Genomic DNA, 20,404 nt, shown 5'->3' with positions numbered 1-20,404 from the left:
ACCCTATATCCGCATAGAGTGTTTTGTCATTCATTATCTTCCGATCTCTGTAAATCCATACATGTTAGTTTAACACTTTTAAGTTCAGAACAACTGCAAGTACCATAAAAAGTATGCCGAGAATTCTCGTAGCCTTTACAAGTGCTCCTTCCATGGAACGGCCCTTATTCTGGCCCCAGTATGTGTCTGCCACCCCGCTGATCGTGCCAAGTCCCGCCGACTTTCCTTCCTGCAGAAGAACGATCGCAGACAGAGCGATACAGTCTATAACAAAGATAATCGATACAACAATCTTTAAAATATCCATCATAACACCTCCTGCGGATAAACCGTATATATATTACCACAGACAGGGGACATTTGCAAGACTTTTTCGCGCTGCCTGCGCAATTCTTAATTGACCTTCTCTTATTTTTATAAAATTTTATGAAATCGTCTGTAACATACCTGAATGTTCCGTAATCACCTTTTTCATAATGTCAATGTCATCTTTCATCGCATCAATTTGTTCCGCCCCTCTTTGATACCTGCGATATGTTGATGTATAACAGGATTCTATATTCTGTATTCGCGGCAGAACATCATTTTCCAGTAAGAGTTCTACTCTCTTTGTTCTGCTTTCTATCGGCTGCAATTTCTTATCAAGAATCTCTGACATTGCCAGTAATAATTCGTTATCAGTCATATGTAATGTCCTCCTCTGTGCGTATTCTACCCCTTGAATTCCGCCGGTGTGTATATAATATCATTTTAAGAGCAAAACATCCATTGACATTTTGACGAATCTATTTTGAAAAAGATCAGATGGTAACTACGCCCTTCTGGAGCATGATATTCGCATACAGCGCCGACTCGCCTGTGGCAATGATCGCATATGCAGTTTTCGCCTCATCATAAAATGCAAAGCGCTCGATGTTTCCTACTGCTGCATCTCCTCTGTCGTCGTATTTGCGGATGATCTCTTTATAAGTATCCCAGATCGGCGTCTCCACGTCATCACCGGGCATTACTTCCATCAGGTTCACCGGATGTTCCACATAAGTATCCAGGGGGAACACCTGGAGGATTGCATCCAGAAGTTCCGGTACGCCGTGGCCGTCGCAGCGGATCACGATCGCATTTTTTCCCATTGACTCAGCCGGAAAATTTCCGTCTGAGATCACCAGTCTGTCACTGTGTCCCATCTCCGCGAGCACTTTTAACAGCTCCGGAGAGAGGATTTTCGGTATTCCTTTTAACATTTTTATTCATCTCCTTTTTGTTTTTCCACATTTATTGTTCTCTACGCTGTCACCCTGCAGAATCTTTCATACGCTTCATCCCATTTTTCTTTCTCGCATGGCTCATAAATCTTAATATCCTGGGAGCGGCGCACGATTTTTCTTGCCTCTTTCAGGGAACCGATCTCGCCGGTTGCCATCAGCTGTAACGCCACATTTCCCAGTACGGTGGCTTCCACCGGTCCGGCGCTCACCCGGCATCCGCAGGCGTTGGCGGTAAACTGGCACAACAGTGCGCTCTGGGTCCCTCCGCCCACGATGTAAATGGTCTGATAATCTTTTCCGGTGCAGTCTTTGATCTCCTCTACTGCCTGGCGGTACTTCATGGCAAGGCTCTCGTTGATGCAGCGCACGACCTCGCCGATGGTCTCCGGCACCGCCTGCCCGGTCCGTCTGCAGTATTCGCGGATCCGCTCCGGGATATTTCCTGCAGGGGTAAATTCCGGCGCATCCGGATCGATGAAGCACTTCAGCGGTTCTGACGCTGCCGCCATCTTTTCCAGTTCGCCGAAGCCGTACTCCTGTCCTTCCCGGATCCACTGGCGCCGGCTCTCCTGGATACACCACAGACCGATGATATTCTTGAGGAAGGAAGTCTTTCTCCCGTACCCGCCCTCGTTGGTGATATTATAAAACTCTGACTTTTCATTGATAATGGGGGCCTCCAGTTCGGTTCCCAAAAGGGACCATGTCCCGCAGCTTAAGAAGATAAAATCATCTTCCGATGCCGGAACCGCCACCATGGCTGCCTGAGTGTCATGCCCTGCTGCCGCGATGACGTCGATCCTGTCAAGTCCCAGCTCCCCGCAGATCTCCTCCGAGAGCTGTCCGATCTTTGTTCCCGTGGGAACAATCTCGGGGAAGATCTCTTTCGGAAGTCCCAGAGCGGAAATCACTTCATCCGACCATTTTCCTTCCTTTGCATCGAGAAGCTGCGTGGTGGACGCGATAGAATACTCTGCCTTTTTCTCTCCGGTGAGGAAGTAGTTGAAGAGATCCGGCATCAGAAGCATCTTGTCCGCCCGCTCCAGAAGGTCCTTTCTGTTTTTCAGCAGATAGAGCAGCTGAAATGCCGTGTTGATCTCCATGAACTGGTTGCCTGTAATCTTGTAAAAACGCTTTTTGTCAATCAGACAGAAACTTTCCTCAAGCATGCCCTCCGTTCTTGCGTCTCTGTAGTGGACCGGATTTTCCAGAAGGCGGCCTTTGCCGTCGATCAGTCCGAAGTCCACGCCCCAGGTGTCAATGCCGATACTCTCGATATGTCCGCATTTTTTCGCCTTGATCAGCCCCTGTTTGATCTCGAAAAACAGGCGCAGTACATCCCAGTACATGGTGCCGTTTAAGATGACCGGGTCATTGGAGAAACGGTGCAGTTCCTCTATGGTGATCTTCTCGCCGTTAAAAGTCCCGCACATCGCCCTGCCGCCGGAAGCGCCGAAATCAAATGCCAATACTTTCTTTTCCATATATTTCTCCTGTAACTGTGCCGGATAAAGCAGATGGACATGCCCCGGCACGTCCATCTGTATCTCTTTTCACGGCAGTCTGTTGATAACGTTCACTCTGAAAAGCTGTCTCTATTTGTAAAGCGGTCCGTATGTCGCGCAGGCTCTGTAGTCAGCGCCCTCTTTGTCCATGCCGAATGCATTCCATGCGGACGGACGGAAGATCTTCTCCTCCGGAACATTGTGCATAGCTACCGGAATGCGGAGCATGGATGCCATTGTGATCAGGTCAGCGCCGATGTGTCCGTAAGAGATTGCTCCGTGGTTTGCTCCCCAGTTGTTCATCACATCATATGCGGATTTGAACGGTCCTTCTTTGCCGTCGCATCTGGGAGCGAACCATGTACACGGCCATGTGTAGTCTGTACGTTTCCACAGCTTGTCAGATACTTCTTCCGGAAGGGCAACGGTCCATCCCTCTGCGATCTGAAGCATCGGTCCAAGGCCTTTTACAAGATTCAGACGGATCATTGTGACAGGCATCTGTACCTTTGTCTCGAAACGGCTTGAGTATCCGCCGCCGCGGAAGTATCCCAGGTCAGCCATATTCCATGTGGTCGCGTCCATAACCGCTTTCTGGTCTTCCTCTGTCATCTCCCACCACTGTTTCATAACGCCGTTTCCGTCCGCGTCTTTCGCTGCACCGCTTGCATCCAGGCAGGCTGCGCCGGAGTTGATCAGGTGGATGAATCCGCCATTCTCTTTGGCAACGCCTTCAATGTCATATCCGGTTGCTTTCTTCACTGCCTCCGGGCTCCAGTATGTACGGACGTCCGCGAAGATCTGCGCACGGTTTGTCAGTAATTTCATGAACAGCATGCCAAGTCCGTTGAGCACGTCGTTCTCTGTCGCAAGGATGTACGGCTCTCTTGCCCCGTTCCAGTCAAAGGAAGTGTTGAGCATCGCCTCTGCGAAATCGCCGTTCGGATAGAAGTCTGTCCACTGTCTCTGTCCCTGGAAACCTGCCGCAATGGCGTTGTGTCCGATTGCCTCCTCAGAGAACTGCTCCGGGAAGTTCTTGTTTCCGTTCATCAGGTCTTTGATGATCACCGCCATCTTAACCACAAACTCGAACTGTTTCTCTTTCTCTTCCTCAGATTTCTGCAGGTTTTCCGGGTTCTTGTCGAATCCGATGTGGCAGGACTCTTTCGCCCACTTAAGAGCTTTCTCGTACTCTACCTCGTCATAAATGCCTTCTGTCATGCGGCGGATGATCTCAACCTCATCCACAGACTCCACACGCATTCCCAGATAGGACTCGATGAAGTCGGAATCAATAATGGATCCGCCGATACCCATAGTAACAGAACCGATCTGCAGGTAGGATTTTCCTCTCATGGAAGCTGCCGCCACCGCCGCACGGCCGAACCGCAGCAGTTTCTCCTGTACGTCGTCCGGAATGGAAGTATCGTCTGCCTCCTGTACGTCATGTCCATAGATACCGAATGCCGGAAGTCCCTTCTGAGCATGTGTAGCCAGAACGGAAGCCAGATAAACTGCGCCCGGTCTCTCTGTCCCGTTGAATCCCCATACAGCTTTGATCGTCTGCGGATCCATATCCATTGTCTCGGAACCGTAGCACCAGCACGGTGTAACAGTCAGAGTAATATCCACTCCTTCTTTTCTGAACTTATCTGCACATGCGGCGCTCTCGCCCACACGTCCGATTGTAGAATCAGCGATCACAACCTTTACCGGCTCACCGTTTGAGTATCTTAAGTTCTCCTCAAACAGCTTCTTCGCTGATTTTGCCATATTCATTGTCTGCTCTTCCAAAGAACCTCTTACGTCAAGCGCTCCTCTTCTTCCGTCAATCGTCGGCCGGATGCCGATCACAGGATAGGAGCCTACCAGTCTGCTCTCTGCCATAATAAATTCCTCCTGTTTTCTGAAAAATCGTTTTTATAAAGTTTCGGTCTGCCCTGATTCTCTTCAGTTCCACACCTTCTCTTTGACTGTAATTATAATCTTGTTCCCCGGCCTTGTCTTGTGGTATACTGGAAGAAAAATATAACGATATTCACTTTTCATGCAATCCACTTTTCGTTTTGGGGATTCCATATTTTTTATTGATAAAAAGGAGAGTATCCTCTATGAAATACATCGCATATAAAGAAGACAGAAAACACGGAACGTTTGATTTCCCCATAGAATTTTACCATGTCACACCGACTCATCCCCGCTATGAGATGTCCTATCACTGGCACATCGAGTATGAACTCATCCGTATTCTGGAGGGCGAACTGCTCATGACGGTCAGTGAGGATGAATTTACTGCTCATGCGGGAGATATCGTGTTTGTAAAAGGCGGTCTGCTCCACGGAGGAATTCCCAAAGACTGTCTGTATGAGTGTCTTGTCTTTAATCTGGACTCCCTGATCCTCTCAAGTCACGCTGCGGAACGCCTGTTGAAGAAGATCACCGGGGATTCTGTCTCCGTGTATCCTGTCTTCTGCGCCGGATCTGCTCATGTGCACACGGCGAATGGGCAGACAGATCCACAGGTGGTCGGAGATCATAACAGTGCACGGAGTCATGGTGATGTGCAGGAGCAGCGTGATGTGCAGGGCAGGACGGTCCCGACCGCCGACAGCCGGCTCACAGAAATCGTCTCCACCTTATTCGGACAGATGCAGTCCCGCAGAGAAGGCTATGAACTGGCTGTAATCGGCTCTCTCTATGAGTTTTTCGGGTATATTCTTGAAAACAGACTTTACACGGAAGGGCCGTCCGTCCAACAGAAGGACGCCCGGAGAATCGAGCATCTGAAGAAAGCCCTGGAAAAAATAGAAAGCTCCTACGCAGACTGCCTGACTCTGGACGACCTGGCCTCGGAAGCCGGGATGAACTCCAAATATTTCTGCCGCTATTTCCGGGAGATGACCCACCGCACGCCCATTGACTACCTGAACTACTACCGGGTGGAGCAGGCGTGTTTCAAGCTCGCCACCACAAATGAATCCATCACGGATGTGGGGCTTTCATGCGGTTTCAATGATGTGAGCTATTTTATAAAGATGTTCAAAAAATATAAAGGGGTCACTCCGAAAAAATATCTGAGTACCCCTCTGTAGGATTCTGCCTTGCAGAGCAAAAAATTGTTCTGAACACAGGAAGGGCTGCCCCCGCGGGGACAGCCCTTCCTGTCTTTTGATAACTTTATTCTTCTTAATTACTCAGCCTTATCAGCAGCGTATACATCTACCAGTTTCTTCAGGTAATCGTATCTCTCCATAGCCTCTTTCTCGTTCTGAGCAAAAAGCTTCGCTGCCTTCTCCGGATTGGATCTCTTCAGAGCATTGTAACGGACTTCTCCGTCAAGGAATGCCTGATAATCCTCTTCCTTCGGTGCCTTGCTGTCAAGGAAGAACTTGTTGCCTTCAGCAGCCGGATTGAACCGGAAGTTGTTCCAGTATCCGCACTCTACAGCAAGCTGCTCCTCGGTCTGAGCTTTGCTCATACCTTTCTTGATACCGTGGTTGATACACGGAGCGTAAGCGATGATCAGTGACGGTCCCGGATAAGCCTCAGCCTCTGTGATAGCTTTGACTGTCTGGTTGAAGTCAGCACCCATAGCGATCTGTGCAACGTATACGTATCCGTAGCTCATTGCCATACCTGCCAGGTCTTTCTTCTTCGTCTCTTTTCCGCCTGCTGCGAACTGTGCCGTAGCACCTGTCTTTGTAGCCTTGGAGGACTGTCCGCCTGTGTTGGAGTAAACCTCTGTATCGAATACCATGATGTTGATGTCCTTGCCGCTTGCAAGTACGTGGTCAACACCGCCGAATCCGATATCGTAAGCCCATCCGTCACCACCGAATACCCACTGGGATTTCTTTGCAAGGAAATCTTTGTGTTTCAGCAGTTCAGCCTTCTCAGCGCTGTCGCATCCGCAGTTCTCAAGAGCTGCTACCAGTTTGTCTGTAGCTGTTCCGTTTGTAGCGCCGCATGCAAATGTATCAAGGTACTCCTGAGCAGCAGCCTTAACATCAGCGTTCTCTGCAGACTCAGCAAGCTTCTCTGCGTAGCCTTTCATTCTGTCACGGATTGTGTTCTGAGCGAGCAGCATACCGTAACCGAACTCTGCGTTGTCCTCGAACAGGGAGTTGCACCAAGCCGGTCCTTTGCCTTCCGGAGTTACCGTGTAAGGTGTGGACGGTGAGGAGTTACCCCAGATAGAAGAACATCCTGTAGCGTTTGCGATATACATTCTGTCGCCAAACAGCTGTGTGATCAGTTTTGCGTACGGTGTCTCACCGCATCCTGCACATGCGCCTGAGAACTCAAGCAGCGGCTGTTTGAACTGGCTTCCCTTTACAGTTGTCTCTTTGAATTTTGCGACAACTTCCGGTTTTACCGGGATCTCTCTTCCGAAATCGAAGTACTTCTGCTCGCCTGCGTTTTCTTCCATGTTGCCCATAACGAGAGCCTTCTCGCCCTTCTTGCCCGGGCAGACATTTGCACAGGAACCGCATCCTGTACAGTCGTAAGCGGATACTGTCATTGTGAACTTCATTCCCGGCATACCGATCATGTCGAGAGTCTTCAGTCCTTCCGGAGCCTTTGCAGCCTCTTCCTCTGTCAGAGCTACCGGGCGGATAACAGCGTGCGGGCAGACATAGGAGCAGCGGTTACACTGGATACAGTTGTCCGGATTCCAGATCGGGATATCTACAGCGATACCACGTTTCTCGTAAGCGGAGGAACCTGACGGTGTAGATCCGTCTACGTAGTCGTTGAATGCAGATACCGGAAGTGTATTTCCTTCCTGAGCATTTACCTTCGCCTGGATATTCTTAACGAAATCAACAACATCTTTTCTTCCGTTCTCGTCTACGTGCGGTGTAGCAAGTCCCTCGTCAGCTGCGTCTTTCCAGCTCTCCGGAACCTCTACCTCAACAACCTGTTTTGCACCGGCGTCGATTGCATCGTAGTTCATCTGAACGATCTTGTCGCCTTTTCTTCCGTAAGTAGCCTTTGCAGCAGCCTTCATCAGGTCGATTGCCTCTTCCTCCGGAATGATTGCAGCAAGTTTGAAGAATGCAGACTGAAGGACTGTGTTGATACGTCCGCCAAGTCCGATCTCCTTACCGATCTTGATACCGTCGATCGTGTAGAACTTGATGTTGTGGTTTGCAATGTATGATTTCACCTGTCCCGGCAGATGTTTCTCAAGTCCTTCCATATCCCACGGGCAGTTCAGAAGGAATGTACCGCCGTCAACAAGTTCCTGAACCATGTTGTACTTGTCCACATAGGACGGATTGTGGCATGCCACAAAGTTTGCCTGATGGATCAGGTATGTGGATTTGATCGGTGATTTACCAAAACGCAGGTGGGACATTGTAACACCGCCTGACTTCTTGGAGTCGTAGTCGAAATATGCCTGGGCATACATGTCTGTGTTGTCACCGATGATCTTGATGGAGTTCTTGTTTGCTCCGACTGTACCGTCAGCGCCAAGTCCCCAGAATTTACAGTTGATCGTTCCTTCCGGTGTTGTAACAAGCGGCTCGTCAGCTTTCAGTGACAGATGTGTTACATCATCCTCGATACCGATCGTGAATTTCTGTTTCTCATCATTGTGGTATACAGCAACGATCTGAGCCGGAGTCGTATCCTTGGAACCAAGTCCGTAACGTCCTGTGTAGATCGGAACTGCATCGAATTTTGTACCTTTGAGTGCTGCAACAACATCCAGGTACAGCGGCTCGCCGAGAGATCCCGGCTCTTTTGTTCTGTCAAGAACAGAGATCTTCTTAACAGTATCCGGAATTGCATCGATGAGAGCCTGTGCGCAGAACGGTCTGTACAGACGAACCTTTACAACGCCGACTTTCTCTCCTGCCTTTGTGAGGTAGTCGATTGTCTCTTCGATTGTGTCGCAGACAGATCCCATAGCTACGATAACGTGCTCTGCATCCTCTGCTCCATAGTAGTTGAACAGTTTGTAGTCTGTTCCGATTTTTGCATTAACCTTGTCCATGTACTCCTGAACGATTCCCGGAAGAGCATCATAGTACGGGTTGCATGCCTCTCTTGCCTGGAAGAAGATATCCGGGTTCTGTGCGGAACCTCTCTGGCACGGATGGTTCGGGTTCAGTGCGTGTGCACGGAAAGCGTCAACTGCATCCATATTTACCAGATCTTTCAGATCTTCGTAGTCCCATGTCTCGATCTTCTGGATCTCGTGGGATGTACGGAATCCGTCGAAGAAGTTGATGAAAGGAAGCTTTCCTTCCAGAGCTGCACAGTGTGCTACCGGTGTCAGGTCCATAACTTCCTGAACGCTGGACTCACAGAGCATAGCTGCTCCGGTCTGACGACAGGCGTAAACGTCGGAGTGATCGCCGAAAATTGAAAGTGCATGGCTTGCCAGCGCACGAGCAGATACATTGAACACGCCCGGAAGCTGCTCACCTGCTACTTTGTATAAGTTCGGGATCATCAGGAGAAGTCCCTGAGAAGCCGTAAATGTTGTTGTCAGCGCACCAGCTGCAAGAGATCCGTGTACAGCACCTGCTGCACCTGCCTCGGACTGCATCTCAACTACGTGAACTGTCTGTCCGAAAATGTTCTCTCTGCCTTCTGTAGCCCATTCATCAACGTGCTCCGGCATAACGGATGACGGTGTGATCGGATAGATAGCTGCAACTTCTGTATACGCGTAGGAAACGTGAGCCGCAGCCTGGTTGCCATCCATGGTCTTCATTTTTCTTGCCATTTTTTTGTTCCTCCTTAAGTTTTACATTAGAAAATAAAAATCTTCGCATGTGTTTTTATTATATCGCCAAAAATGTCAAAAGTCTATAGAGAGCGGTCGGTTTTTTGTATATTTTGAGGTGCAGGGAGGGGTGTTTTTATACACAGCGGGGTTCCGGCAGGGACGTTCTGTGCTGCCTGGTTACTGGCGTGTATGAAAAACAGCGGAGAAATAAAAAAGACACCTGAAAGACTGATTGTCCATCTGATGTCTTTATTATATGCATTTTTTTACCAAACCACAACTTCGAATCACATTTTTCGAAGGACTTTTGTGTGTATCCCGCACATTTTGCGAAGGACTTTCATGCGTATCCTGCGCATTTTGCGAAGAACTTTTGCGAGACCGTTGTGTTTCGCGGCATTTACACACGCATCATTCATCCTATTTATCTTTAAACCTGAAGATCCTGTCCTTCTTTTTCGGCGGCTTCTTCCCCTCAATCGTATCCGGCATTGGTTCGTACTGCCTGACGGTCTTCATCATGGGCAGGCGCTTATGGTTCTTCCTGAGATAGAGCAGCGCGATGCCGGCAAAGATCACGCTACATCCCGCGAGCACCTGTGACACCGGAAGTCCGATTCCCGGGATCAGGAGTTGGTCAGTGCGCAGCCCTTCAATCCACACTCTGCCGAGAGCGTATCCGAAGATATAGAGAAGGAACACTTCCCCCTGATATTTTTTATGGCTTTTGTAAGCGAAAAGAATAATCAGCAGGATACAGCACCATATGGATTCATAGAGAAACGTGGGATGCACCTGAATATAACTCACCCCGTCGATTACCTGCATATGCTCCCGCATCAGTTCCGTCACGTCGCCGGAGCGAACCGCATCAAGGGGCAGACGCATGGCGAAAAGCCCGTCTGTATACTCGCCGAAAGCTTCCCGGTTGAAGAAATTTCCCCAACGCCCCAGCATCTGTCCGTTGAGAATCGCCGGAGCCACTGTGTCGAGAATCTGAAAGGCGGAAAGTTTCTTCACTCTTGCAAGGACAAAGACCGCGATCACCGCGCCGATCACACCGCCGTAGATGGCCAGGCCGCCCTCACGGAGATTGAAGATATCCAGCAGATTGTCCTTGTACAGATCCCAGGAAAATATGACGAAATACAGCCTTGCCCCCACAATGCCGCAGATAACGCCGATAATCCCCATATCCAGATAGTCTTCCGGATTCTGCCGGGTCCGTTTTGCCTCGGATATGGCGATCCAGAATCCGATGAGGATCGCACAGCCGATAATGATTCCGTAATAGGCTATAGTAAAGCCGAAAACATCAATATTTTTCCCAACATGATTCAGATAGATTCCCAGATTCGGGAAACTGATATCGTAATGCATGCTGTAAGCTCCCTTCTGTTATTTTCCCCCACATGCTTTTCCTACACATTGAACCGGAACAGCATGATATCGCCGTCCTGCACAACATAGTCTTTTCCTTCCAGGCGGATCAGGCCTTTCTCCTTCGCCGCCGTGTGGGAACCGCAGGCGATCAGATCGTCATAGCTCACCACCTCGGCACGGATAAATCCGCGCTCGAAATCGGAGTGGATCTTGCCCGCCGCCTGAGGTGCCTTCGTGCCTTTCGTGATCGTCCACGCCCTGACTTCCGGCTCTCCTGCGGTCAGGTAGCTGATCAGTCCGAGAAGATGATAGCTTGCGCGGATCAGTTTTTCAAGGCCCGACTCCTTTAATCCCAGATCATCCAGGAACATCTTCTTCTCCTCATCGTCCAGTTCGGAAATCTCTTCCTCGATCTCCGCGCACACGACAAATACTTCGCAGTCCTCCTTCTGTGCGTACTCGCGCACTGCCTGAACGCCCGCATTGGATGCGCCGTCATCCGCAAGGTCATCCTCGGAGACATTTGCCGCGAAGATCACCGGTTTTGCGGTCAGAAGGTTGTAGCCTGCAAGCCACGCCTGCTCGTCCTCATCGTCTGTAGTGAAGGTCTTCGCCAGTTTGTTGTCCTCCAGATGAGCCTTGATCCGGTTGAGCAGATCCAGCTCTTTCGCCGCTGTCTTGTCATTGCGGGAAAGTTTGACTGTCTTGGCGATTCTTCTCTCCAGAATCTCCAGATCGGAGAAAATCAGCTCCAGATTGATGGTCTCGATATCACGCATAGGGTCGATGCTTCCGTCCACATGGACGATATTGCTGTTCTCAAAGCATCTCACAACATGGACAATGGCGTCCACCTCGCGGATATTTGCAAGAAACTGGTTCCCCAGGCCTTCCCCTTTGGAAGCCCCTTTCACCAGACCTGCAATATCGACAAACTCAATGGTTGCCGGTATGATTTTTTTCGTGTGGTACATCTCTCCGAGAACATTGAGCCGCTCGTCCGGCACCGCAACCACGCCCACATTGGGGTCGATGGTACAGAACGGATAGTTTGCCGACTCTGCTCCCGCCTTTGTCAGTGAATTAAACAGTGTACTTTTTCCTACATTTGGTAATCCGACGATTCCCAGCTTCATATGAATTAACTCTCCTTGTATATTATTTCGCGCCTCAGCTCCGTTATTTTTCTCAGTCCCTCGTCTCCATGAGGATCACATGCCCGTACACGAATGAGATCTCCACCTCATCCGCTTCGAACTCATTGCTCACACAGAGACTGTCACAGGGTCTGAGTATATGGTTCTTAAGGGGATACTTGGCTCCTTTGATATTGAAATCCTCCACCGGAAGTTCCAGGGGAAACAGTGAGAAAAAGGGGCCGAATGCCTCTTCTCTTTTCAGCGTGATCCCTCTGTCCAGAAGGCGGATCTGATTGTGGCTGTCCACGATACGGGCCTCCACACCGGCGTCCAGTGCGATCTGCAGGCACTGCACGTTCGCCCACAGGTGGTCGATCCGGTTGCCGGTTCCCCCGAGAATCCAGATTTCACGTCTTCTCAAACCGATGCAGAGCCGCAGGGCGATCTCCGTATCGGAAGCATCTTTGACCGGATTAAACTCCCTTATCGGCACATCCAGTTCTTCCCGGTAATAGTTTACAAGCTTGCGGGGGACACTGTCAAAATCCCCTACGATGTAGTCCGGGCGGATCCCGTGCTCATAAAGGAAAACAAGTCCCCGGTCCACGCCGATGACAAACTCTGTGTCCTCGCTTTTCAAAATCGGGAGGACAAAATCCTCCTCCAGCATACCTCCGCTTACAATTACAGTTCTTTTACTCATATCTTCTCAATATCTCCATAAAATCTGCTGTATTCTTTTCTACATCCCCGTTAAACACTCCCGAGCCGGAGACAAGCACATTTGCCCCGGCATCTATGACCTCCCCGACATTGGAGTGGTAGATTCCGCCGTCCACCTCAATATCGGCTTCAATCCCCCGCTCATCCAGAAGGTTTCTGAGTTTCCGGATCCGTTCCAGCGACTCCGGAATAAACTTCTGACCGCCTCTGCCCGGCTCAACGCTCATGATCAGGAACATCTCCGCCCGGTCAAGATAGGGGATCAGCTCCTCCACGGCAGTCCCCGGCTTGATGGAAATCCCCGCCCTGACGCCGCAGCTGTGAATCCGGTCGAGAGCAGCCCCCGGATCTTCACACGCTTCCAGGTGGACCGTAATAATATCCGCGCCGCACCTGGCGAATTCCTCCACATACCGGACCGGCTCTGTCACCATAAGATGCACGTCCATGGTCTGGCCGGTCGTTCCACGGATGGAGGAAAGAACCGGCATTCCGAAAGAAATGCTCGGCACGAAGATCCCGTCCATCACATCAAAATGGATATACCCGGCTCCTGCGCGCTCCGTCTCTCTGAGCTGTTCTCCAAGAATCCTGAAATCCGCCGACAGTATGGACGGCGCCAAAATCATTTTCATTCCTAATACCTCTTTCTTTCCTTCAGTTCCCGGTACATCTCCTCATAGTCCGCATACCGGATCTTATGTATTCTGCCTTCTTCCACCGCTTCTTTCACCGCACATCCCGGCTCATGGATGTGATCGCAGCCGTGGAACCGGCACTTTCCCTCATAGGGGGCAAACTCCGGGAAGTAATATTTCAGTTCCTCCTTCTCAAAATCATTGACATAGAGGGAACTGAATCCCGGCGTATCCATAATATAGGAGTCATCGCCGATCACAATCAGCTCGGCGTGGCGGGTTGTATGTTTTCCCCTTGCAATCTTCCGGCTGATGCTTCCCGTCTCCATCCTGACCTCATCCTGAAGCAGATTGATCAGAGATGATTTCCCCACGCCGGAAGGCCCGGCGATGGCAGTTGTCTTCCCTTTCAGAAGAGCCGACAGCTCCTCAATGTTTTTCTCTTCCTTTGCACTGGTAAAGAGTACCGTGCAGCCGCAGCCTTCATAGATGCGCCGCAGTTCCTCCGCCTGTTCCTCACGGCCGTCATCCGCCTTGTTAAAACAGAGAACCGCCGGGATACCCTTGCTCTCCATCATGACCAGGAAACGGTCCAGAAGATTGAAATGGGGGTCCGGCTCTTTCACCGCAAACACCACAAGCGCCTGATCGATATTCGCCACTGCCGGGCGGATCAGTTCATTTTTCCTGGGAAGGATCTCCGTAATGTTTCCTTCCATGTCCTTCTCATCCAGGATCTCGATCTCCACATTGTCTCCCACAAGAGGCTTGATCCCGTCTTTGCGGAAGATTCCTTTTGCCTTACACTCATAAACACCGGATTCCACTACGTGGACGTAGTAGAATCCGGCAATTCCTTTTACAATTTTCCCCTGTATCATACGATCGTCCGCTCCGGTCATTCCTGCTGACTCCCGCTTCCGGTGTTCTCCCCGTCGGAGCCTCCGGTATTATCTGAATCACTTCCGGAACCGCCGTCTCCGGTATTCCCGGAACCGCCTGAGCCGCCTGTCTCCGGACCGCTGCTGATCCAGTAGCGCACCGTCGTACCCGGTGCCACGGAAGTTCCCGGATCATAGGACAGCCGGCATACCTGGTCCGCCGGTCTGCTACTTGTCTCGTAGCCGGCATATACCGGTTTGAGTCCCGCAGCTAAAAGGTCTTCCTCCGCCGACTCGCTGTCCGCGCCGATCACATTGGGAACTGTCACATTTTCCGGTCCCCGGCTCACCACATAGCTGACCGTCGTACCCGGGTTCACATGGCTTCCTGCGGACGGATCCTGGGAGATTACATATCCTTCCGCCACACTGTCGCTGTATTCATAAGACGGATTTCCGTTCAGCCCTCTGGAAGACAGGGCGCCTGCCGCGTCATCCGCCGTCTGGTTTTTCAGGTTCGGCACTTCCACCTGTTCCTGTCCCAGGCTTACCACAATCTTAACTGTGGAGCCTTCCTCTACTTCCGTTCCCTGATCCGGCGAGCAGGACATTACCGTTCCCGCCTCATACTCTGAGCTGTAGTCGGAATCTTTCGCCACCGTAAGGTTTGCATCCCGGATCATCCGCTCTGCATCCGCTTCTTTCTCTCCGACCACGTTGGGGACATTAACCGTCTTGGGTTCTTCGCCGGAGCTGACCACCACATAGATCGTAGTGTTTGCATCGACTTTCTCCCCGGGTGTGGGATCCTGGGACATGATCTGTCCTTCCTTATACTCGCTGGAAGGCATCGTTCCGTTCTGCCGGATACCGACCGGATAGGTATCGCGGTTCTCCTTCAGATAATCGTTCGCTTCCTCCACGGTCATGCCGCGGAGATCCGGCACATCCACCTGTTCTTCTTCCTGCTTGGTGGCAAGTCCCGGTGTACTGAACGCGCCGAAAGCATTTGCCACAAGGAAGATCACGAGAAGGGCGATCACGACACCTGCCACGATCATCAGAATCCGCATGACTTTCCTGGTGTCGGGATTCACGTCATTTCTTCCGCGCCCTCTGCTGCGGCTCCGGTTCACCCTCTCCCTTCTGTCGTCCTCATCCTCGTCATAGTCGTCGCCGTCTTCCTCTTCGTCGTAGTCGGAATCTTCATCCTCATCATAATCGTCATCATCATTCAGATGGCTGCGCTTCTGAAGCTCGGAGAGTTCCTCCGTTGACATGACCACCGTGCGGTCTGAATTCCCGGCTGACGCCGCTGCAGCGCCTCCCGTGACAACGAAATCGCCGTCCGGATCCACCAGGGACCGCTTCAGATCCAGAAGAAGAGATTCGCAGTCGTGATATCTGCGCTCCGGGTTCTTCTGGGTACATTTCATAATAATACATTCCAGGCTGTACGGAATATCCGGCACTTCCTCCGCCGGAGACTTGATCTCCTCCTGCAGATGCTTGAGCGCCACGGACACCGTGGAATCCCCGTCAAAGGGAACATGTCCTGTCACCATCTCGTACATGGTGATACCGACGGAGTAGATATCGCTCTTCTGATCCACGACTCCGCCCCTTGCCTGTTCGGGGGATGTATAATGCACAGATCCCATCACGCTCGTGCTGATCGTCTGGGTGGACGTTGTCGCACGGGCAATTCCGAAATCTGTTACCTTTACTTTTCCTTCTTTTGAAATAATAATGTTCTGGGGTTTGATATCCCGGTGTATGATATGCTGGTTGTGAGCTGCCTGGAGTCCTGTCACCATCTGAATCGAGATGCTGATCGTCTCCTTCGCTGAAAGCTTTCCTTTCTTCTCAATATAATCTTTCAGCGTGATTCCCTCGACCAGTTCCATTACCATATAGTAAAGCCCCCGGTCCTGGCCCACATCGTAGACATTTACCACGTTTGGGTGCATCAGGCCTGCCGCAGCCTGTGCCTCGCTTAAAAACTTCTGGATAAACACCTTGTCCGTGCGGTAATCACTTTTCAGCACTTTTATCGCCACGTACCGGTTCAGCTTATGGTCTTTGCCCTTGTAGACATCCGCCATACCGCCGGAACCGATCCGTCCCAGTATCTCATATCTCTTCCCTAAAAATACGCCTTCCTTGATCATAATACACTCTCCTCATCCGCAAACGGTTCCACCAGAACAACACCGATGTTGTCCGTACCGCCGTTCTCCTTCGCGGCTTCCACCAGCGCCTGCGCTGATTCTACAATATCCCTTCCTCCCTGCACGATGTGGAAGAGTTCCTCGTCCTCCACCATATTGCTCAGTCCGTCCGTACACATCAGTATGATGTCTCCCCTTTTCAGACGGTGCTCATAAAAGTCAACATCCACGTCCGCCTTTGCGCCGATGGCCCTGGTGATGATGTTCTTGTCCGGATGATGCTTTGCCTCCTCCGGCTTGATTCCTCCCAGCCTCACCATCTCCTCCACAAGGGAGTGGTCCTTCGTCAGCTGCTGGATCCCCTGATTGATCAGATAGAGGCGGCTGTCCCCCACATTGGCGAAATACATCATCTGGTTGATGATGGTCGCCGCCACCACGGTGGTGCCCATCCCTTTGAGATGCACATCTTTGGAAGCCTCCCGGATAATCTCCCGGTTTGCGGTCTTGATGGCGCCCACAAGCACCTTCTCCACGTCCTCGCCCTCGCTCTTTTTCAGCTCGCGTTTTAAGACTTCCACCGTATATTTGGAAGCATAGTCTCCTGCCTGATGTCCGCCCATACCGTCTGCCACGACGAAGAGGTTCCGGAGAATGCCGAGCGGCCGGTCCGTCGTATAGACATAATCCTGATTCACCTGTCGTACCATTCCTACGTCTGTAATTGAAAATGTCCTCATAATCTTCTCCTTATCTCCGTCATTGATCCGTTTCAGCATCCGCATAGCGGAGTCTGAGCTGTCCACAGGCTCCGTCGATATCAGAGCCCATTTCCCTTCTTATAGTAACATTTATTCCGCTTTTTTCAAGATTATTTTTGAAATTCAGGGCATTTTTCCTGTCCGGGCGTACAAAATTTCTCTCCCGGACCGGGTTCACCGGGATCAGATTGAGGTGGCAGCTCCGGGGTTTTAAGATCGCAGTCAGCTCGCGGACATCCTCCGGCGTGTCGTTTACCCCGTGCACCAGACTGTACTCGAAAGTGACGCGGCGCCCGGTCTTCTCAAAATATTCGTCACAGGCTGCCAGCACCTCCGCAAGGTCGTATTTGTTTGCCACCGGCATCAGTTTTCTCCGCTTTTCCTGGGTGGAGCCGTGGAGGGAAAGAGCCAGGGTGATCTGAAGCTTCTCGTCCGCCAGCGCCCGGATCTTCGGGACAATGCCGCAGGTGGAGACGGTTACATTTCTCTGGCTGATGTGAAGGCCGTGCTCATCCGTGAGCATGCGGACGAATCTGAGGAAATTATCGTAATTATCCAGAGGTTCGCCGGTTCCCATAATCACCACATTGGATACCCGCTCCCCGCTGATCTTCTGGATCTGGTAGACCTGCCCCAACATTTCCGAGGCTGTAAGATTCCGTTTCAGCCCGCCGATGGTGGAGGCGCAGAAGGCGCATCCCATCCGGCATCCCGCCTGGGAGGAAATGCATACGGAGTTGCCGTGCTTATAGTACATCAGCACGCTCTCCACCACGTTCCCATCGTGCAGACGGAAGAGGAACTTGTTGGTCCCGTCGATCTTCGAGATCTGCCTTTCCAGCATCTCCACGGGAAGGATCTCATACGACTCTTCCAGGCGTGCGCGGAGTGCCTTGGAGAGATTCGTCATCTCTTCAAAATCTCCTGCAAGCTTTACATGGAGCCACTCGTAGATCTGCCGTGCCCGGAAAGATTTCTCTCCCAGATTCTGTATCTCCGTATTCAGTTCTTCATAGTCCATAGACCGGATATCTTTCTTCATGATGCAGCATTCCTCATTTTTCTGTTTTTCCGGAGCAGGTTCCCTCTTCTTTCCCCGCTTCCGCTTTCTTCTTTAACCGTGCAATAAAAAATCCGTCACATTTATGTACCCCGGGAAGGAGCTGGATACAGCCCTCCTCCTGCACACTGTCCCTGAGTTCCGGGCAGAGCCTCTCCCCGATGGGATCCGGCGCGAACTCAGGGAACTGTTCCAGGAACCAGTGAACATTGTCCATATTTTCCGCCCGGCTGATGGTACATGTGCTGTAGAGCAGCACACCGCCCGGCTTCACGTACTCCCGGGCGCAGGTCAAGATTTTCCTCTGGAGCTGTGCCAGCTCCTCAACACTCTCCTGTGTCACCCGGTATTTCAGATCCGGTTTCTTTCCCAGGACGCCCAGACCGGAACAGGGCAGATCCGCAATGACAAGATCCGCTTTTCCCACGGACGCCTCATCCAAAACCGCAGCGTCCATGCACACCGCATCCACCGCCACATTTCCCGACATCGCCGGATTCCCCGCCCCGGCAGCTCCGGATAACCGGCGGATATTCTCACGGATCAGCTCCACCTTCCGCCCGCTGATGTCCCGCGCCTCCACTCTGCCGCCGCCTGCCAGGGCGAGCTTTTCCGCCACATGAAGGGCCTTGCCGCCGGGTGCGGCACATACATCGATGACAAAATCATCCTTCCGGGGATCTGCGATCTCTCCTGCCAGCATGGAGCTGATATCCTGCACGGCAAACATTCCCTCCCGGAAACTTTCCAGTGCCTCAAGATGATCAAAACCGCTGATGCACAGGGCGTAAGGCAGATACGGGTGTGTCTCTGCCCGCACCCCCTCCCGGGCAAACTGCTCCTTCAGCCGCTCCGGCGTGGTCCGGTCCAGACAGCAGCGGACGGTAAGAGGCTTTTCCCTCTGGAAATCCTCCAGAATCTTTTCAATCACATCCCCGCTCCACGTCTTCTGCCAGTAACGGATGATCCACTCCGGGCAGGAATACCGGACAGAGAGGGCCGCCGTCGGATCTTCGGGATATGGGATCTCATCCATCTGCCTCGCCACATTTCTAAGCACTCCGTTTACGAAGCCTTTTAAATTAATAAAGCCTTTCCGCCCGGCAAGCTTCACCGCCTCGCTGCACACGGCGCGGTCCGGCACACTGTCCATAAATTTAAGCTGATACACGGACATCCGCAGGATATTGCGGATCACCGCCTTCATCTTCTTCACCTTCACTTTCGAGACATGATCCAGAATATAGTCGATCTCGATCAGATGTTCCAGGGTTCCCTCTGTCACCCGGGTGATAAAGGCGCGCTCCCGCCTTGGAAGGTACTGGTATTTCCCCAGCACTTCCCGCAGGATCACATGGCTGAACGTCCCGTTCTCCGTGATTTCCATGAGGATTCCCAGGACAATCTCCCGTTCATTTACCGGCTTATTCATCATTCCTTCTTCTTCCTCCTGTTATGATAAGGAGACGCAGAAGCTGCAGGATCGCAGAGGCTGCGCCCGCCACGTAAGTCAGAGCAGCCGCCCCCAGCACCTTCTTCACTTCCCCCACTTCATCGCCCCGGAGCATCCCGGAGCTTTCCAGCACTTTCACGGCTCTTCCCGACGCATTGAACTCCACGGGAAGGGTCACCAGCTGAAAAAGCACTGCCGCCGAGAAAAGAATAATCCCCAGATCGATCAGCAGCACGGACACCTGACTGTTAATCAGCAGTCCGATGAGGATCAGCGGCCAGGCCAGGCTGGAGCCGAAATTCGCCACCGGGACAAGGGCGCCCCGGATGGCAAGCGGCGTATATCCCTCCGCGTGCTGTACGGCATGCCCGCACTCATGGGCCGCAACTCCGATGGCTGCCACAGAACTGGAGCCATACACCGTGTCGGAAAGCCCCAGCGTCCTGTTGCGGGGATCGTAGTGATCTGTCAGGTTTCCCGGTATGTGGACCACCCGCACATCATAGATCCCGTTTCTGCGCAGGATCTGCTCTGCCGCCTCCCGCCCGGTCAGGCCGGAATAACTTCTCACCTGCGAATATCTGCCAAAAACACTTCTCACCCTGGCGGAGGCCGCCAGACAGATCAGCACTCCGATGACCACAAGAATATAGGTCGGATCAAAATAATAGTAGAACATA

At 51.7% G+C, this 20,404-nt stretch carries 17 protein-coding genes; 1 reads left to right on the top strand and 16 read right to left on the bottom strand.

Features of this window, described 5'->3' with window-relative positions; genetic code table 11:
- Positions 1 to 64: 64 nt before the first annotated feature.
- The 5 genes from secG to B5F07_RS02025 form a co-directional block, all read right to left on the bottom strand.
- A complete protein-coding gene (gene secG / locus B5F07_RS02045; protein ID WP_087159620.1) occupies positions 65 to 307 on the bottom strand; it encodes a preprotein translocase subunit SecG in 243 nt (80 codons plus the stop codon).
- 117 nt (positions 308 to 424) lie between these two features.
- Positions 425 to 685, bottom strand: coding sequence for a hypothetical protein (locus B5F07_RS02040; RefSeq protein WP_087159619.1), 261 nt, complete (start codon positions 683 to 685; stop codon positions 425 to 427).
- A gap of 115 nt (positions 686 to 800) precedes the next feature.
- Positions 801 to 1,241: an RbsD/FucU family protein gene (locus tag B5F07_RS02035; RefSeq protein WP_087159618.1), complete on the bottom strand. Its 441-nt coding sequence runs from the start codon at positions 1,239 to 1,241 to the stop codon at positions 801 to 803.
- 41 nt (positions 1,242 to 1,282) lie between these two features.
- Positions 1,283 to 2,749, bottom strand: coding sequence for a rhamnulokinase (locus B5F07_RS02030; protein ID WP_087159770.1), 1,467 nt, complete (start codon positions 2,747 to 2,749; stop codon positions 1,283 to 1,285).
- Positions 2,750 to 2,860: 111 nt separating this feature from the next.
- Complete coding sequence (locus tag B5F07_RS02025) at positions 2,861 to 4,657, bottom strand: L-fucose isomerase (protein ID WP_087159617.1); 1,797 nt, start codon at positions 4,655 to 4,657, stop codon at positions 2,861 to 2,863.
- 224 nt (positions 4,658 to 4,881) lie between these two features.
- Between B5F07_RS02025 and B5F07_RS22950 the strand changes: the two genes are divergently transcribed.
- Positions 4,882 to 5,862: an AraC family transcriptional regulator gene (locus B5F07_RS22950; protein ID WP_242972392.1), complete on the top strand. Its 981-nt coding sequence runs from the start codon at positions 4,882 to 4,884 to the stop codon at positions 5,860 to 5,862.
- 98 nt (positions 5,863 to 5,960) lie between these two features.
- On the opposite strand, the gene nifJ is transcribed toward B5F07_RS22950, so the two are convergent.
- The 11 genes from nifJ to B5F07_RS01960 all read right to left on the bottom strand — a co-directional run bounded on the left by nifJ (position 5,961) and on the right by B5F07_RS01960 (position 20,403).
- Positions 5,961 to 9,512: a pyruvate:ferredoxin (flavodoxin) oxidoreductase gene (gene nifJ / locus B5F07_RS02010; protein WP_087159616.1), complete on the bottom strand. Its 3,552-nt coding sequence runs from the start codon at positions 9,510 to 9,512 to the stop codon at positions 5,961 to 5,963.
- A 423-nt stretch (positions 9,513 to 9,935) separates the two neighbouring features.
- Entirely contained in the window at positions 9,936 to 10,895 is a 960-nt protein-coding gene (gene lgt / locus B5F07_RS02005) for a prolipoprotein diacylglyceryl transferase (RefSeq protein WP_087159615.1), read from the bottom strand.
- Between the two features lie 41 nt (positions 10,896 to 10,936).
- Complete coding sequence (ychF, locus tag B5F07_RS02000; protein WP_087159614.1) at positions 10,937 to 12,034, bottom strand: redox-regulated ATPase YchF; 1,098 nt, start codon at positions 12,032 to 12,034, stop codon at positions 10,937 to 10,939.
- A gap of 52 nt (positions 12,035 to 12,086) precedes the next feature.
- On the bottom strand, positions 12,087 to 12,740 hold the full coding sequence (locus B5F07_RS01995) for a thiamine diphosphokinase (RefSeq protein ID WP_087159613.1): 654 nt from the start codon (positions 12,738 to 12,740) through the stop codon (positions 12,087 to 12,089).
- The gene (rpe, locus tag B5F07_RS01990) at positions 12,733 to 13,395 is read right to left on the bottom strand and encodes a ribulose-phosphate 3-epimerase (RefSeq protein WP_087159612.1); all 663 of its coding nucleotides are present in this window, start codon (positions 13,393 to 13,395) and stop codon (positions 12,733 to 12,735) included. Before rpe ends, B5F07_RS01995 begins: the two co-directional genes overlap by 8 nt.
- 2 nt (positions 13,396 to 13,397) lie before the next feature.
- Positions 13,398 to 14,276, bottom strand: coding sequence for a ribosome small subunit-dependent GTPase A (gene rsgA, locus B5F07_RS01985; protein ID WP_087159768.1), 879 nt, complete (start codon positions 14,274 to 14,276; stop codon positions 13,398 to 13,400).
- A gap of 20 nt (positions 14,277 to 14,296) precedes the next feature.
- Positions 14,297 to 16,450 (bottom strand): Stk1 family PASTA domain-containing Ser/Thr kinase, encoded by a 2,154-nt coding sequence (pknB, locus tag B5F07_RS01980; protein WP_087159611.1) that lies wholly within the window; start codon positions 16,448 to 16,450, stop codon positions 14,297 to 14,299.
- A complete protein-coding gene (locus B5F07_RS01975) occupies positions 16,447 to 17,190 on the bottom strand; it encodes a Stp1/IreP family PP2C-type Ser/Thr phosphatase (RefSeq protein ID WP_087159767.1) in 744 nt (247 codons plus the stop codon). The genes pknB and B5F07_RS01975 overlap by 4 nt, the downstream gene beginning before the upstream one ends.
- A gap of 19 nt (positions 17,191 to 17,209) precedes the next feature.
- Positions 17,210 to 18,253, bottom strand: coding sequence for a 23S rRNA (adenine(2503)-C(2))-methyltransferase RlmN (gene rlmN / locus B5F07_RS01970; RefSeq protein WP_087159610.1), 1,044 nt, complete (start codon positions 18,251 to 18,253; stop codon positions 17,210 to 17,212).
- 13 nt (positions 18,254 to 18,266) lie between these two features.
- Positions 18,267 to 19,703: a 16S rRNA (cytosine(967)-C(5))-methyltransferase RsmB gene (gene rsmB / locus B5F07_RS01965; protein ID WP_087159766.1), complete on the bottom strand. Its 1,437-nt coding sequence runs from the start codon at positions 19,701 to 19,703 to the stop codon at positions 18,267 to 18,269.
- Positions 19,696 to 20,403 carry a zinc metallopeptidase gene (locus B5F07_RS01960; RefSeq protein WP_087159609.1) on the bottom strand — a complete coding sequence of 236 codons (708 nt, stop codon included), beginning with the start codon at positions 20,401 to 20,403 and terminating at the stop codon, positions 19,696 to 19,698. Before B5F07_RS01960 ends, rsmB begins: the two co-directional genes overlap by 8 nt.
- Position 20,404 lies beyond the last annotated feature (1 nt).

Origin of the sequence: Lachnoclostridium sp. An169 (assembly GCF_002160525.1) — a bacterium.
In the GTDB taxonomy this organism is placed as follows: domain Bacteria; phylum Bacillota; class Clostridia; order Lachnospirales; family Lachnospiraceae; genus Mediterraneibacter; species Mediterraneibacter cottocaccae.
The sequence above is the reverse complement of the archived record's forward strand: the minus strand, read 5'-3'. Positions and strand labels throughout refer to the sequence as shown.